Source organism: Nocardioides sp. CFH 31398 (genome assembly GCF_022436705.1).
Lineage (GTDB): Bacteria > Actinomycetota > Actinomycetes > Propionibacteriales > Nocardioidaceae > Nocardioides.
The window spans coordinates 1-13,790 of the sequence record NZ_JAKUHT010000043.1 but is presented as its reverse complement, the minus strand read 5'-3'; the positions used below and the strand labels follow the sequence as shown (position 1 = coordinate 13,790).

Sequence of the window (13,790 nt, the reverse complement as noted above, 5' to 3'; positions counted from 1 at the left end):
CTCGGCGTCGAAGCCGCCGGCGCTGGAGCTGTACTCCAGCCCGGCGACCTGGGGATCGCGCCAGCAGGCGGTGCAGCAGACGCACTACAAGAAGGCCGACGGCACCAGCGCGCGGAAGTCCTCCACGCGCCGGGGCAACTTCACCCAGTGGCGCACGGTGAGCGTGCGGTGGGACGCCTCGAAGGTCATCTACCTCATCGACGGCGTCGTGACCCGCATCGACCGCTCCGCCGAGCTGATCCCCACCGGCCGCCTGTGGCCGCTGCTGCAGACGGTGGTCCACCCCACCGCGCAGGGCAGGGTCCCGACCAGCGCCGCCGACGCCACGACCAGCATCGACTGGATCAAGGTCTACGGCTGGAAGCTCCCTGACGTCACCTCCCCCGAGCCCGAGCCCGAGCCCGAGCCGGGTGGCTGGGTCAGTGTCGGCCGCGAGGACTTCAGCGGGAGCTCGCTCGACACGTCGCGCTGGACGCCCTTCTACGGCACCCCCGGCTGCTGCCGCGACACGGTTTGGCACGGCTCGCAGGTCGAGGTCTCGAACGGTGAGCTCGTGCTGCACAACCGGATGACCCCGGACGGGTGGCGCAGCGGCGGCATCGGTGGCTGGAAGTGGAAGGAGACGGTGCGACAGTACGGCCGCATCGACGCCCGCATCCGCTTCGACAAGGGGATGGGCTTCTCGGCCGCGGCGCTGACCTGGCCCACCGACGGCAGCTGGCCCCCCGAGATCGACTTCTACGAGATCTACGAGTCGCGCGGCAACCGCGACATGATGGCGCAGAGCACCCACTACAAGAACCCCAGCTCCTCGACCGGCCGGGGCGTGGACCAGAAGTTCAACCACGGTCTCGACTACTCGAAGTGGCAGACGGTGAGCATGCGGTGGTCGGCCGACGAGCTGTCCTACTGGATCAACGGCGAGAAGGTCCACACGGTCCGCGACGTCGCCAAGATCCCGCACAAGGCCATGTGGATCGGCTTCCAGACCCACGTCCACAAGATGAACGGCGCCTGGCCGACCATGCCGGCCGGCCAGGACACCGTCGCCCTGCGCGTCGACTACGTCGAGGTCTTCAAGGCGAGGTGAGCCCGACGGCTCCACCAGCTCCATGAGGGGGCGCTGAGCCACAGCGTCTCCGTGCGGCAGGACATCCCGGGGGTGGGCCTGCGTCGTCCGCGGGGGGGACGACGCAGGCCCGTCGGGCTGTGCGGCCCCGGTTTGCCCGCCACGCCGCGGCACGGTCGGATGGTGGGGTGAGCCCGCCCTCCCCGATCCGGGTCGTCGAGACCGACGGCGACGACGACGCCCTCGCCCGCTGGCACGCCGTGGGGCGGCGTCGGTCCGCGCGGGCGACCCGACCACCCCGCACCGCACCCTCGGGGCCCTCACGGCGACGGTGCGCCACCCCTCGCCGTACCGCGACCGCGTGCTGCTGCACGCCGAGCTGGACGGCGAGACGGTCGGCGTCGCCGAGCTGTCCTGGGGGACCACCGAGGACCTGCACCTGTGCGACGCCGAGATCCACGTGCGCCCCGACGCGCGTCGCCAGGGTGTCGGTCGCGCGCTGTGGGAGGAGGTCGACCGTCGACGGGCCGCGCTCGGACGGGAGGTGGTCGAGTCCGAGCTCGACGTCCCCGCCACCTCGGGGTCCGACGGTGGGGCCGCCGGACCGGCTTTCGCGCAGGCCATGGGCTTCAGGACGGTCCACCTGGAGGAGCGGATGGTGCTCGGGCTGCCGGTCGACCCCGGTCACCTCGCGGAGCGCGCCACCACGGCGGCCGCCGGCTACGAGGTCGTGTCCTGGGTCGACCGCTGCCCCGACGACCTGGTCGACGCCTGGTGCGACCTGCGGACCCGCATGGAGCACGACGTGCCGACGGGGGACTCCGCCGGCACCCCGATCACCTGGGACGTGGCGCGGCTGCGCACCTCCGAGGAACGCACCGCCCGCTCCTACCGGGCCCTGGTCTTCGCCGCCCGCCGGACCTCCGACGGGCAGGTGGCGGCGTACAGCCTGCTGTTCGTGCCGCACGAGGAGCAGGAGCCGGCGGTCCAGGACGACACCCTGGTGATGCCGGAGCACCGTGGTCACCGCCTGGGCACCCTCGTGAAGGTCGCGAACCTCGAGGCGCTGGAGGAGGTCGCTCCGCCCCGTCGGGCCGTCCACACCTGGACCGCCCCGGACAACGGTCCGATGGTCGCGGTCAACCGCGCCTTCGGCTTCGTCACGGTGGCGCAGTGCCACCAGGTCCAGTGGCGCGCCCCGGCCGCCGGATAGGGTCGCGCGCAGCACCACGGCAGTGGTGCGCCCGGGGCGTTAGCTCAGTCGGTCAGAGCAAGCGACTCATAATCGCTCGGTCGTCGGTTCAAGCCCGACACGCCCCACCGCTCCGGCGCGTCCGGGCGTAGGTTCGACCCATGACCGCGCCTCCCCCCGTCTCACGGCGGCGGCGCGTCTACCTCGTCCTGATGGCGGTCTGCCTCGGGTTGGTGCTGCTGGCCTGGAACGTCGTCCGCTTCGTCTCCGTGCCGCTGGCGGTGGCCATGAGCGTGGTCGCCGCGGTGCTGCCGCCGGCCGCCGCGTTCGTCGCGAACGCGGGTGTCCGGGGTGATCGCGGGGCCGGCTTGGAACGACGCCCCTGGGACCGGCGGGACCCGCCGGACCCCGACCGCTAGTCGAGGGGCACGCCACCCGCTCTGGTACGACTGGGGGATGAGCCAGCCACGCCCGTTCCGCCTCAGCCGTGCCATGTCCGTCCTCACCGCCGGGTACGCCGTCTACGCCCTGGCGCGGCCACGGCACCTGGGCTCCGCCCTGGACGCCGAGCCGCGCGCGGCCGAGGGCTGGGACGAGGTGGCGCGGGTCTTCGGCGTCCGGGACCTGGTCGTGAGCGGCGTGGCCCTCCTCGGGCGCGAGCCGGCGACGGTGAGGACCGCGATGCGGGTCAGGATCGGTCTCGACGCGGCGGACGGCCTGCTCCTGGCGAGCCGCGTCGGCGACCCGGGCGTCCGGGCCAAGGTGCTCGGGGTGACCCTCGGCTGGGCCGCGCTGAACGCGCTCGCCCTGCGCGCGGACCGACGGCGCGACCGGGCCTGAGCCCGGCCGCGCCGCCCCCGGGTCCGCGGGTCCACCAGGACGTCGTGATCAGGACGTCGCGGTCTGGGCGTCGCTGTCGAGGGTGACGTCCGCCGTCCGCGTGTCGCCGTCCCGCAGGTAGGTCAGCGTGACGGTGTCGTCGGGCCGCTCGCCGCGGACGATCGCGACCAGGCTCTCGGAGCCGGTGATGGTGACGTCGTCCAGCTTGGTGACCACGTCGCCCTGCTCGAGCCCGGCGCTGTCGGCCGCGGACCCGGGCTCGACCGACTGCACCTGGGCTCCGGTCACGAGTCCGTCGTTGCTGGTGACGTCGCCGACACTGACGCCGAGCTGGGCGTGGGTGGGCGTCTCGCCGGCCCGGAGCTGCTCGACGATCGGCCAGACCTTGCTCATCGGGATGGCGAACCCGAGGCCGATGGACCCGCCCTCGCCCGTGCTGCTGCCGGAGCGGATGGACGAGTTCACGCCGACCACCTCACCGGCCAGGTTGACCAGGGGGCCGCCCGAGTTGCCCGGGTTGATGGCGGCGTCGGTCTGGATGGCGGGGTAGGTGGTCTCGTCGGTACCGGTCTCGCCGCCGACCGACACCGGCCGGTTCAGGGCGCTGACGATGCCGTCGGTCACCGTTGCCTCGAGGCCGAAGGGCGAGCCGATGGCCACGACGTCCTCGCCGACGTCGACGACGTCGTCCGTGGCGACGGTCGCGGGCGTCAGGCCGGAGACGTCCTGCGCCTTGATCACGGCGAGGTCCGTCACCGGGTCGGTGCCGACGACCTCCGCCGGGGCCGTGGTGCCGTCGTCGAAGCTCACGGTGAGCCGGGCGCCCTCACCGACGCCGGTGACCACGTGGTTGTTGGTCAGGATCTCGCCGTCCGAGCTGAGGATGATGCCCGATCCGCTGGCCTCGCCCTGGGAGGCGGCCACGGTGATCTTCACGACCGAGGGGAGCACCTGCGCGGCCACGGCCTCGGTGGATCCCTCGGGGGCGTCGTCGTCGGTACCGCTGGTGACCTGAGCGGTGGTCACGTCGTCGTTGACGGTGGCCGCGAAGGGGGAGGCGGCGGAGCCGGCGGCGAGACCGCCGACGGCGCCGGCCAGGCCGCCCATGGTCAGGGCGGCGACGAGCAGGCCGGCGACGAGGGGCTTGCCGAGGGTGGCCGTCCGTCCGGCGGGCCGGCCGGGCGCCGGTGGTGGCCCGTACGCCGACGGCGGGGTCCAGCGCGGCGCGGCGTACCCGGTCGGCGGCGTGGGCGCGAACGGGTCGCCGGAACCGCCGACACGTCCCGGGCCCGGGGGCGGGACGGGTCCGGTGGCCGGGGCGGAGGGGTGCTGCGGGGTGCTGTCGCTTCCTCGTTCGTCGCTCATGGCCTCCACGGTGGCGAGCGGGGCTGAGAGGACGGTGAGACGAGTCGAAGACCCGGCGAAGAAGGTGCGGCGGCCCGGGGTGGCCCTCAGGCCTGGTCGTCCCCGCCGTAGGAACGGCGGTAGGCCAGGACCGCCGCGCGGCCGTGCTCGAGCCGGTCCGCGAGCTCCTCCACGAGGCCCGGTGCCGGTGCGAGGTCCTCGCCCTCGCCCGCGAGCTCCAGCCCGAGGGCGGTCTCGGCGACCCGGGGGACGCCGAGGTTCAGGGCGCTGCCCCGCAGGCGGTGGGCGGTGGCGGCCACGGTCTCCGTGTCGTCGGCGTCCACCGCGTCGGAGATCCGGCCCAGGAGCTCGGGCGTGCGCCGCACGAAGTTGCCGATCACGCGGTCGACGTACGCCGTGTTGCCGGGGTCGAGGTCGCGCAGCATGTCGAGCCGCTCGAGGTCGAGGTGCTCCAGCAGGTCGTCGGGGACCCCCGGGCTGGTGGGCTGCTCGGGCTCGCCGGTGGCCGCGGCCGGTGGCGTCGCCGAGGACGGTGGGACCGGCGAGGACCCGGACCCCGGGGCTGCCGGCACGCCGGCTGCCGCGGGGCGGGTGGGCAGGTGGTCGGTGAGGGCGGTGGCGAGGTGCGGCGGCGACACCGGCTTGGTCAGGAAGTCGTCCATCCCGGCCTCCAGGCAGCGCTCCCGCTCGCCGGTGACGGCTGCCGCCGTCATCGCGACGACGGGCATGCGCGGGGCGCCGGTGCGTGCCTCCCGCTCGCGGATCGCGCGGACCGTGGCGTAGCCGTCCATCCGCGGCATCTGCACGTCGAGGAGCACGAGGTCGAAGCCGGGGGAGCGCTCGAGCCGCTCGAGGGCGCTGACCCCGTCGTCGACCGACTCGGCGTCGTAGCCCAGGGCCGCGAGCATCCCCTCGGCCACCAGCTGGTTCACCGGGGTGTCCTCGACGACGAGGATCCGGCGGCGCTGCCCGGCGGGCCCCGTGGCACCGGTCGTCGTGCCGGGACGACGCTCGCCGGCGCCGTCCGCGGGCACGGCGCCCGCGTCGTGGCCGGAGGGGCGGTGCCCGTGCACCGCCGCGACGAGGGCGAGCTGGAGGCGCTCCGAGGTCACCGGGACCTCGACGGTGTGCTCCGACGTCTCCTGGGCCGCCTGCTGGGCCGCCCGCTGGGCCGCCGCGTCCGGCTCGTCGGGGTCCACGAGCCGGACCACCGCCGCGCCGAGGTCGGCGTGGCCGGCCACGGTCCGCGGGCCCAGGAGGACCGCGTCGACGCCGGCGGCGGCGTCCGTCGCGGTGTCCGTCCACGTGGCCCCGACCCCCCAGTGCGCGAGCCTCTCGACGAGGGCCCGACCGCGTGCGGGGTGCGTGTCGACCACCACGGCTCGCCGGCCGGCCAGGTCGGCCACGACGCCGTGCTGGCCGGGTGTCGGGACGACCGGGAGACGGCACCAGAAGGTGCTCCCCGCGCCCGGCTCGCTCGTCACGCCGATCTCGCCGCCCAGGGCCGCGACGATCTCGCGCACGATCGCCAGCCCGAGACCCGTGCCGCCGTAGCGGCGTGTGGTCGTGGCGTCCGCCTGGATGAAGGGCTCGAAGATGGTGCTGACGCGACCGGGGTCGATGCCCACGCCGGTGTCGGTGACCTCCAGACGGAGGGCGGGCGGCTCGGTGGCCGTCGCGGGCTCCGGACGGATCGACACGGTGACCTCGCCGTCCTCGGTGAACTTGACCGCGTTCGAGACCAGGTTCGAGACCACCTGGGTCAGGCGGACCCGGTCGCTGCGCACGAGGCCCGGCACCGAGCGGTCGCAGTGCATCACCACCTCGACGCGGCGGGCGCGGGCGGTCTCGGCGACCATGGCGGCGACGTCGTCGAGCACGGCGCGCAGGTCGACGTCGATGGTCTCGAGCACCAGCTGGCCGGCCTCGATCTTGGAGAAGTCGAGGATGTCGTCGACGAGCCCCAGCAGCGCGCGCCCGGAGGAGCCCACGCCGTGCACCAGGCGCTCCTGGTGCTCGTCGAGGCTCGTGGTGCGCAGGAGGTCGTTCAGCCCGATGACCCCGTTGAGCGGGGTGCGGATCTCGTGGCTCATCGTCGCGAGGAACTCCGACTTCTGGCGCGAGGCCTCCATCGCCTCGTCGCGGGCCGCGGCGAGCTCTGCTGCCGTGCTCTCCCGCTCGGCGACGCTCGCCAGCTGGGCGACCACCCGCGTCAGCATGTCGGTGATCGCGTCGCGGTCCGTCAGCGGCGGGTCGGAAGTCATGACGATGACGGCGGCGGGTCGACCGCCCGCGGCCACCGCGCAGGCGACCGTCAGCCCGGTCTCGTCGTCCCAGACGGGCCCCGACGCGGTCAGGGCCCGGCGGGCGGTCCGCCGTTCGCGGTCGTCGAGATCGGGGTCGGAGGGCTCGACGTCGGTGCCGAAGGAGAGGGACCACTCGGTGAGGGCGTCGTCCGGGTCGAAGGTGCGGGCCCGCCGCCAGCGGTCGTGGCGCACGACGAGCGGCCCGCAGGCGGTGAGCGCCTCCCCGAGGGTCTGGGAGGCGTTCGCCGCCACGGCCACCCCGCGCATCAGCTCGTTCTGACGGACCAGGTCGTGCAGCGCGTCCTCGGTCGAGTGGATCTCGGTGACGTCCTGCACCGTGCCCGAGAGCCCGACGAGGACGTCGTCCTCCCGGTGCGCCACGAGCCGGACGCGCAGCCAGCGCTCGGGCTCCTCGGAGCGCGAGGAGATGTCGAGCGTGCGCTGGTCGTCGCGCCCGGACTCCAGGGCTGCGACGGCGCCGTTCAGGGCGTCGCGGGTCTCCGGCTTCAGGCCGGCCACGGTGTCGCGCCACGAGCGGGTGGCCGCCGCTGCCGGCTGCCGGACGAGCTCGAGCAGCGTCGTGGAGAACGTGAGGGTGTCCGAGCGGAGGTCGACGCTCCAGCTGCCCAGGCCGGCGACGCGGTGCGCCTCCAGGAGCTCCTGGCGGTTGGCCTCGAGCTCGGCCTCGAGACGCCGTCGGTCGTCGAAGTCGCTCAGGCTCATCAGGATGGTCGAGCCCTCGTCGCCGTCCGCCGTGACGGGGAGGTGCGCCTGTGAGACGAGGAACCACGCCCCGGTGCCGTCGCCCCGCAGGAAGCGGCACTCGACGGGGTCGGTCGGCGGGTCGTGACGGGCCAGACGGGCCGCCCACTGCGCGCGGCCCTGCTCGTCGAGGAACTCGGCGTGGTCCCGGCCCATCAGGTCGGCCCGGTCCGTGCGCAGCATGTCGGCCAGCCGCTGGTTCGCGAAGACGGTGCGGCCCTCGGCGTCGAGCACCCAGAGGCCGTCGGCGGAGGACTCGACCACGTGGCGGTACAGCTCTGGGTGAGTCACCCGGTCCCTCCCCGTCCCGCGACCCCCACCGCGCTAGTACTTGCTGGGCCAAACGATAGGGGGCGACCCCGGGCCTGTCCGTCGAACCGGTGCCCCCGAGCGGCGCCCCGCACCCCGGCCGGGTCGCGGCGGGTCAGTTCTCCCCGGCGATGAGGTACTGGCCGTCGTCGGTGAGCTCGAGTCGCAGGGTCACCTGGTCCGAGTCGGAACCGCCGCCGACCAGCCGGTAGTCGACGTCGTAGCTGACGGTCATGGTGTCGGGGTCCGCCGACACGTTGCTCGGGGTCGCGGAGGCGATCCCGTCCCAGAAGCCGCGGTAGCCACCGATGCCACCGCTGGCGCTCTGGAACCCGGGGGTGAGCTCGCCGAAGGCGGCCTCCGGGTCCGAGGTCACCGTGGCCAGGTAGCCCTCGATGAAGGCGGTCATGTCCGCCGCGTCGGCCTCGGGCGACTCGGACTCCGACGGCGAGGGCGACTCCGACGGCGACCCGGAGCCCGAGGGGGACCCGCCGTCCGTGGTGGCGGGCGCGCTGGGCGAGGACCCGCCGCCGGCCTCCTGGCCGTCGTCGCCGCCCTGGAGCCCGAGCCACAGGCCCAGCAGCGCCACGAGGACGACGGCCACGGCGACCACGACGGCCGGCAGCGCCCGCGACCTCTCGCGACCGCCGCCGCTGGTGGTCGTGGTGACCCGACGGGTGGGCTTGGTGGGCCCGGTGGGCCCGGTGGGCCCGGTGGGCTCAGCGCGGGTGGCGCTCTCGAGGAACGAGGGCTCCGGCTCGACCGGCGGGGGAGTGGTCAGCACCTGCGTCGCCTCGGGGCGGCCGGTGGCGCGCGGCCCCGGGAGGACGGCGCCCGAGGCGACCGCTCGCGCGTGGTCACGGACCTGGGCCATCGTCCAGCGGTCGGCCGGCTCCAGGGCCATCGTGTGCTCGAGGAGCGTGGCCAGCGGGTCCCCCGGCGCGAGCCGCGGCGGGTCGTCGTTCACGATGCGGTAGAGCGTGCCCAGCACGTTGTCCTCGACGGCGTACGGCGCCCTGCCGGTGCGGGCGTGGAAGAGCGTCGCGCCGAGCGACCAGACGTCGCTGGCGGGTGTCGCGCTGCGGCCGGAGGCGACCTCGGGCGCCAGGTACGCCGGTGACCCCGTCACCATGCCGGTGCGGGTCAGGGAGGTGTCGGTCTCGCCGCGGGCGATGCCGAAGTCGGTGATCTTCAGCTGGTCGTGCGCCGTGACCAGGATGTTGGAGGGCTTGACGTCGCGGTGCACGACGTGGGCGACGTGGGCAGCGTGCAGGGCGTCGGCCGCCTGGGCGACCATTCCGGCCACCCGCCGGTCGTCCAGCGACCCCTCGGCCTCGACGAGGTCGGACAGGGCGGTGCCCTCGACGTACTCCATGACGAGCCACTGGGTCTCGCCCGACTCGACGAGGTCGTAGACGGCGACGACGTTCGGGTGGTTGATCATGGCCGCCAGCCGCGCCTCGCGCTCGGCGCGGACGGTGTCGACGACCTCCTGCGGCCCCTCGGGGGCGTAGCCGATGCGCTTGAGGGCGACCGACCGGCCGAGCAGGACGTCCTCCCCGAGGTACACCGCGCCCATGCCGCCCCGGCCGATCTCCCGCACGACGCGGTAGCGGTCAGAGACCTCGTGCGAGATCACCCAGCTCACTCTCCTGTGTCGGTCCGGCTCGGTCGGGCCCCCGCAGGGGCGCGGCCAGGTGCCGCCCCGGCCCGCACGCCGTGATCGTAGGCAGGTCGGTGACGCCAGGGGAAACGCGCGTGCGTGTCGGGGTGCCCCGGACGTCCCCCGGTCGGACCTCAGGCCCGGCCCGGCACCCGCGGGGGCCGGGCCACGCCGGTCAGCAGCACGATCGCGGCGGGGGCGAGCGGCAGCCACCAGTTGACCGTGTCGCCGTCGACGATGCCGACGTACGCCATGGCGCCGAGGGAGGCGGCCATCCCGACGACGGCCAGGACCGGGCGCCAGGCGGCCGGGGCGGGGCGGTCGTCGCGCCCGGCCTGCTCGAAGCGACCGGCCACGGCCGCCATGCCGAGGGTGGTGACGACCAGCACCAGCAGCCACAGGGGCCGCGAGGTCCACCACTGCGAGGTCAGCGGGTCGAGGCGCAGACCCAGGCCGCCGAGGGCCAGCGACGCGGCGATGACGACACCCATCGCGGTCAGGTGCCACAGGTACAGCGTCATGATCCGGCCGTTGACGAGGATGGTGGCCGTCCAGACGCCGTGGTGCGAGGCCAGACGACGCAGCGCCGGCTCGAGCAGGAGCACGACGCCGGTCTGCAGCATGCCGAGGAAGACGAGGGTCACCCGCGTCGGGAGCTGGTTGTTGATGCCGTAGCCCTCGACGCCGACCATCGACACGGCGTACGGCCCGACGGTGGTGAGCAGGACGAGGACGACGAGCCCGGTCACGAGGAGCAGGGCCCGGCGGGCGACGCCGGCGAGGGCGCCGTCGAGCCAGGCGTAGCCGAGCTGGTGGATGGTGCCCCACACGACGAGGTAGTTGAGGAAGCCGAGCAGCAGCTGGTCGGTGGTGATGCTGACGACGTCCACCAGGGCGGCCAGGGCCACGCCGCCCACGACGGAGGCCCAGCCGAACCGCTCCCACAGCACCAGCGCGCCGGGGGCCACCGCGACGACGACGACGTACGCCGCGAGGAACCAGGTCGGCACGAGCGCGGCGGTGGTGGCGATGCGCAGGTAGTCGGAGCCGAGCCCGGCCCAGGCCATCAGGGGGGCGAACGCCGCCCAGAACACCATGAGCGGGACCACGGGCAGCGCGAGCCGGCGCAGCCGCGCCCGCAGCCACCCGCCGTACGTCGTGCCCCGGGAGCGGGCCGAGCGCCAGGACAGGCCGTTCGCGTAGCCGCCGACCAGGAAGAAGATCGGCATCACCTGGATCGCCCAGGTGGCGGGGTGCAGCCACGGCGCCATGCCCAGGACGTCGCGGTTGACCACGTCGCCGTCGCCGGTGACCTGGATGCCCGCGACGAGCCAGTGGCCGAGCACCACGACGAGGATCGAGACGGCGCGGAGCAGGTCGACGACCCGGTTGCGGTCCTCGGGCGTCGCGGCGGCCATCGCCGAGGCGGTGGCGACCATGCCCCGGCGGCGTCCCGGGGCGGCGTCCGGCGCGGCGGCCGGGGGCGGCGTGGAAGTCGTCATGACGACAGGATCACCCGGACGTCGAGGCAATTGCGTGAGTAGAGGTACCCAGAAATCCTCAAGACGCGGTGGGGCAGACTGGCGGTCGTGACCGACACGAGCCTCCTCGACGACCTCGAGTGGCGCGGCCTGATCGCGCACTCGACCGACCGCGACGCGCTCCGCGCCGCGCTCGACGCGGGCGGCGTCCGGTTCTACGTGGGCTTCGACCCGACCGCGCCGAGCCTCCACATGGGCCACCTCGTCCAGGTGCTGACCGCCCGACGGCTCCAGGACGCCGGCCACGTGCCGTACGCCCTCGTCGGTGGCGCGACCGGCATGATCGGCGACCCGCGGGACAGCGGCGAGCGCACCCTGAACCCCGCGGAGACGGTCGCGGAGTGGGTCGGTCGGGTGCGTGCCCAGATCGAGCCCTTCCTGTCCTTCGAGGGCGACAACGCGGCCACGATGGTGAACAACCTCGACTGGACGCAGGGCCTGTCGACCATCGACTTCCTGCGCGACGTGGGCAAGCACTTCCCCGTGAACCGGATGCTCGCCCGCGACACCGTGAAGCGGCGGCTCGAGGCGGGCGGCATCTCCTACACGGAGTTCAGCTACGTGCTCCTGCAGTCGTGGGACTTCCTGAACCTGTACCGGCAGCACGGCGTGACGCTGCAGTTCGGGGGCTCCGACCAGTGGGGGAACCTGACCGGGGGCGCCGAGCTGGTGCGGCGTGCCGACGGCGGCACGGTCCACGCCTTCGCGACCCCGCTGCTGACCAGGTCCGACGGCACCAAGTACGGCAAGACCGAGGGCGGCGCCCTGTGGCTCGACCCGGACATGCTCTCGCCCTACGCCTTCTACCAGTTCTGGTTGAACGTCGAGGACGAGAAGGTCCCGGAGCTGCTGCGCGTCTTCACGTTCCTCCCGCACGCCGAGATCGAGGAGCTGGACGCCCAGACCGCCGAGAAGCCGTTCCTGCGCGCCGGGCAGAAGGCGCTGGCGGAGCACGTGACGACGCTGGTCCACGGCGCGGAGGAGACCGCGCGGATCCAGGCCGCCTCGGCGGCGCTCTTCGGCTCCGGTGACCTGCACGGGCTCGACCCCGGCACCCTGGACGCCGCCCTGGGCGAGGTGGGCGGGGCGACCGTGCCCGCCGACGGCCCGCTGCCCGGCATCGTCGACCTCCTCGTGAGCAGTGGTCTGGTGTCGAGCAAGGGGGAGGCCCGGCGGACGATCGGCGACGGCGGGGCCTACCTCAACAACGAGCGGGTGACCGATCCCGACCACGTGCCCGGGAGCGAGGACCTGCTCGGCGGGTCGTGGCTGGTCCTGCGCCGGGGGAAGAAGAAGCTCGCCGGCGTGCGGGTGGGCTGAGACGTGGACGGCGCGCGGACGGGGTTCGACCACGACCCGATCGGCGGCGCCGTGGGGGAGTACGTCGCGCAGGGCTCCGGGTCCGGCGTGTCCGTCGGGGAGGCCGGTGCGGCGTGGCGCGACTGGCGGATCCTGCCGCGCACGTTCGTCGACACCACGACCGTCTCGTTGGGGTGCACCCTCCTGGGTCGCGACCACGCGACGGCGTTCGGCGCCGCACCCACGACGCTGCAGCGGGCCGTCCACCCGGACGGTGAGCTGGCCGTGGCCCGGGCCTGTGCGGCGGCCGGCACCCCGCTCGTGGTCTCGAGCAACGCGGCCACCCCGTTCGCCGAGATCGGGGCGACCGGGGTGGACTGGTGGTTGCAGGCCTACGTGCCCCAGGACCGCCCCCTGGCCACGGGCCTGCTCGGACGTGCCGTGGAGGCGGGGGCCCGGGCCGTCGTCCTCACCGCCGACACCCCGGTCGTGAGCACCCGCCTGCTCGGTCCGTCGGGCCTCGTGTGGGACGTCGTCCCGCCGTCCTCGGTCCGCGTGAACTTCGACCCCGGGTACGACGACGACGCGCCCGGCGCGCAGAAGGCGACGGACCTGGGACCGCAGGACGTCGCCTGGCTGGGCGACGTCACCGGGCTGCCGGTGGTGGTCAAGGGCGTGCTCGACCCCGACGGGGCGCGCCGCTGCGTCGAGGCGGGTGCCGCCGCGGTGTGGGTGTCCACCCACGGGGGCCGTCAGCTCGACCGCGTCGTCCCGACCGCCCACGCCCTCCCGGAGGTCGTCGCCGCGGTCGCCGGGGACGTCGAGGTCTACGTCGACGGCGGGGTCCGCGACGGCATCGACCTCCTGGTCGCCTGGGGGCTGGGGGCGCGGTGCGTGTTCCTCGGTCGCCCCGTCTCGTGGGCCCTCCGCGACGGCGCGGACGGGGTCGCGGGATGGATCGACGCCCTGTCGCTGCAGGCCGTCGAGGCCCTGCGCCTCGCCGGGTGCACGAGCCCCGGGGACGCCGCCGGCCTGCGACTGAGACCGGTCCGCTGACGCCTCCCGCAGCGCGCTGCAGGGCCTGTGTCGCAGGTCACCGCCGATGGATTTGACCCTGCGCGCGGATCTGCCTAATGTTTCACCTCGTTGCCCCGGAGCACGACGGGGAGCAAGGCCGGTCTGGTCGGGCTCCCGGTGAGGGGCAGCCGCCCCGCACGATCAGGGCCTCTCGCCGGGTTTTGGAACCTGGCACGGAGACCGAGTAGCGTGCGGAAGCCCGCCGAGGGTGCTGGTCCAGAACCGGACTCAGCTGCGGTGTGGGTGTGTTGTTTGAGAACTCAACAGTGTGTCATTCATATGATGATGAATTAGTTTGTATGCCCTTTCGATTCTTCGTTTGGGTTTGCTAGTTGTTTTGTTTTGCTATGGGTATGGATTTTCCATG

10 protein-coding genes and 1 tRNA gene are annotated in these 13,790 nt (G+C 73.9%); 7 read left to right on the top strand and 4 right to left on the bottom strand.

Annotated elements, in window-relative coordinates:
* The 5 genes from MJ876_RS21135 to MJ876_RS21115 form a co-directional block, all read left to right on the top strand.
* The coding region (locus tag MJ876_RS21135; protein WP_240239443.1) for a family 16 glycosylhydrolase at positions 1 to 1,090 on the top strand (1,090 nt) is incomplete at its 5' end.
* Positions 1,091 to 1,430: 340 nt separating this feature from the next.
* Entirely contained in the window at positions 1,431 to 2,282 is an 852-nt protein-coding gene (locus MJ876_RS21130; protein ID WP_240239441.1) for a GNAT family N-acetyltransferase, read from the top strand.
* 33 nt (positions 2,283 to 2,315) lie between these two features.
* Positions 2,316 to 2,389, top strand: a tRNA-Ile gene (locus MJ876_RS21125).
* A gap of 33 nt (positions 2,390 to 2,422) precedes the next feature.
* The gene (locus MJ876_RS21120; RefSeq protein ID WP_240239439.1) at positions 2,423 to 2,680 is read left to right on the top strand and encodes a DUF3099 domain-containing protein; all 258 of its coding nucleotides are present in this window, start codon (positions 2,423 to 2,425) and stop codon (positions 2,678 to 2,680) included.
* 37 nt (positions 2,681 to 2,717) lie between these two features.
* A complete protein-coding gene (locus MJ876_RS21115; protein ID WP_240239437.1) occupies positions 2,718 to 3,101 on the top strand; it encodes a hypothetical protein in 384 nt (127 codons plus the stop codon).
* A gap of 48 nt (positions 3,102 to 3,149) precedes the next feature.
* Here MJ876_RS21115 and MJ876_RS21110 read toward each other — a convergent pair whose 3' ends face one another.
* The 4 genes from MJ876_RS21110 to MJ876_RS21095 form a co-directional block, all read right to left on the bottom strand.
* Positions 3,150 to 4,466, bottom strand: a complete 1,317-nt coding sequence (locus tag MJ876_RS21110; protein WP_275695430.1) for a S1C family serine protease — start codon at positions 4,464 to 4,466, stop codon at positions 3,150 to 3,152.
* An 86-nt stretch (positions 4,467 to 4,552) separates the two neighbouring features.
* The gene (locus tag MJ876_RS21105) at positions 4,553 to 7,825 is read right to left on the bottom strand and encodes an ATP-binding protein (RefSeq protein ID WP_240239435.1); all 3,273 of its coding nucleotides are present in this window, start codon (positions 7,823 to 7,825) and stop codon (positions 4,553 to 4,555) included.
* A 133-nt stretch (positions 7,826 to 7,958) separates the two neighbouring features.
* The gene (locus tag MJ876_RS21100) at positions 7,959 to 9,482 is read right to left on the bottom strand and encodes a serine/threonine-protein kinase (protein WP_240239433.1); all 1,524 of its coding nucleotides are present in this window, start codon (positions 9,480 to 9,482) and stop codon (positions 7,959 to 7,961) included.
* 158 nt (positions 9,483 to 9,640) lie between these two features.
* Positions 9,641 to 11,008 carry an acyltransferase family protein gene (locus tag MJ876_RS21095; protein WP_240239431.1) on the bottom strand — a complete coding sequence of 456 codons (1,368 nt, stop codon included), beginning with the start codon at positions 11,006 to 11,008 and terminating at the stop codon, positions 9,641 to 9,643.
* A gap of 87 nt (positions 11,009 to 11,095) precedes the next feature.
* Between MJ876_RS21095 and tyrS the strand changes: the two genes are divergently transcribed.
* Together tyrS and MJ876_RS21085 are read left to right on the top strand one after the other, a co-directional pair.
* The gene (gene tyrS, locus MJ876_RS21090; RefSeq protein WP_240239429.1) at positions 11,096 to 12,367 is read left to right on the top strand and encodes a tyrosine--tRNA ligase; all 1,272 of its coding nucleotides are present in this window, start codon (positions 11,096 to 11,098) and stop codon (positions 12,365 to 12,367) included.
* A gap of 3 nt (positions 12,368 to 12,370) precedes the next feature.
* The gene (locus tag MJ876_RS21085; protein ID WP_240239427.1) at positions 12,371 to 13,402 is read left to right on the top strand and encodes an alpha-hydroxy acid oxidase; all 1,032 of its coding nucleotides are present in this window, start codon (positions 12,371 to 12,373) and stop codon (positions 13,400 to 13,402) included.
* The last annotated feature ends 388 nt before the right edge of the window (positions 13,403 to 13,790 follow it).

Bases quoted from the DNA above. Each gene is read 5' to 3' on its own strand.
- MJ876_RS21095 (WP_240239431.1), bottom strand. From the start codon at position 11,008: ATGACGACTTCCACGCCGCCCCCGGCCGCCGCGCCGGACGCCGCCCCG.
- MJ876_RS21115 (WP_240239437.1), top strand. From the start codon at position 2,718: ATGAGCCAGCCACGCCCGTTCCGCCTCAGCCGTGCCATGTCCGTCCTC.
- MJ876_RS21120 (WP_240239439.1), top strand. From the start codon at position 2,423: ATGACCGCGCCTCCCCCCGTCTCACGGCGGCGGCGCGTCTACCTCGTC.
- MJ876_RS21110 (WP_275695430.1), bottom strand. From the start codon at position 4,466: ATGAGCGACGAACGAGGAAGCGACAGCACCCCGCAGCACCCCTCCGCC.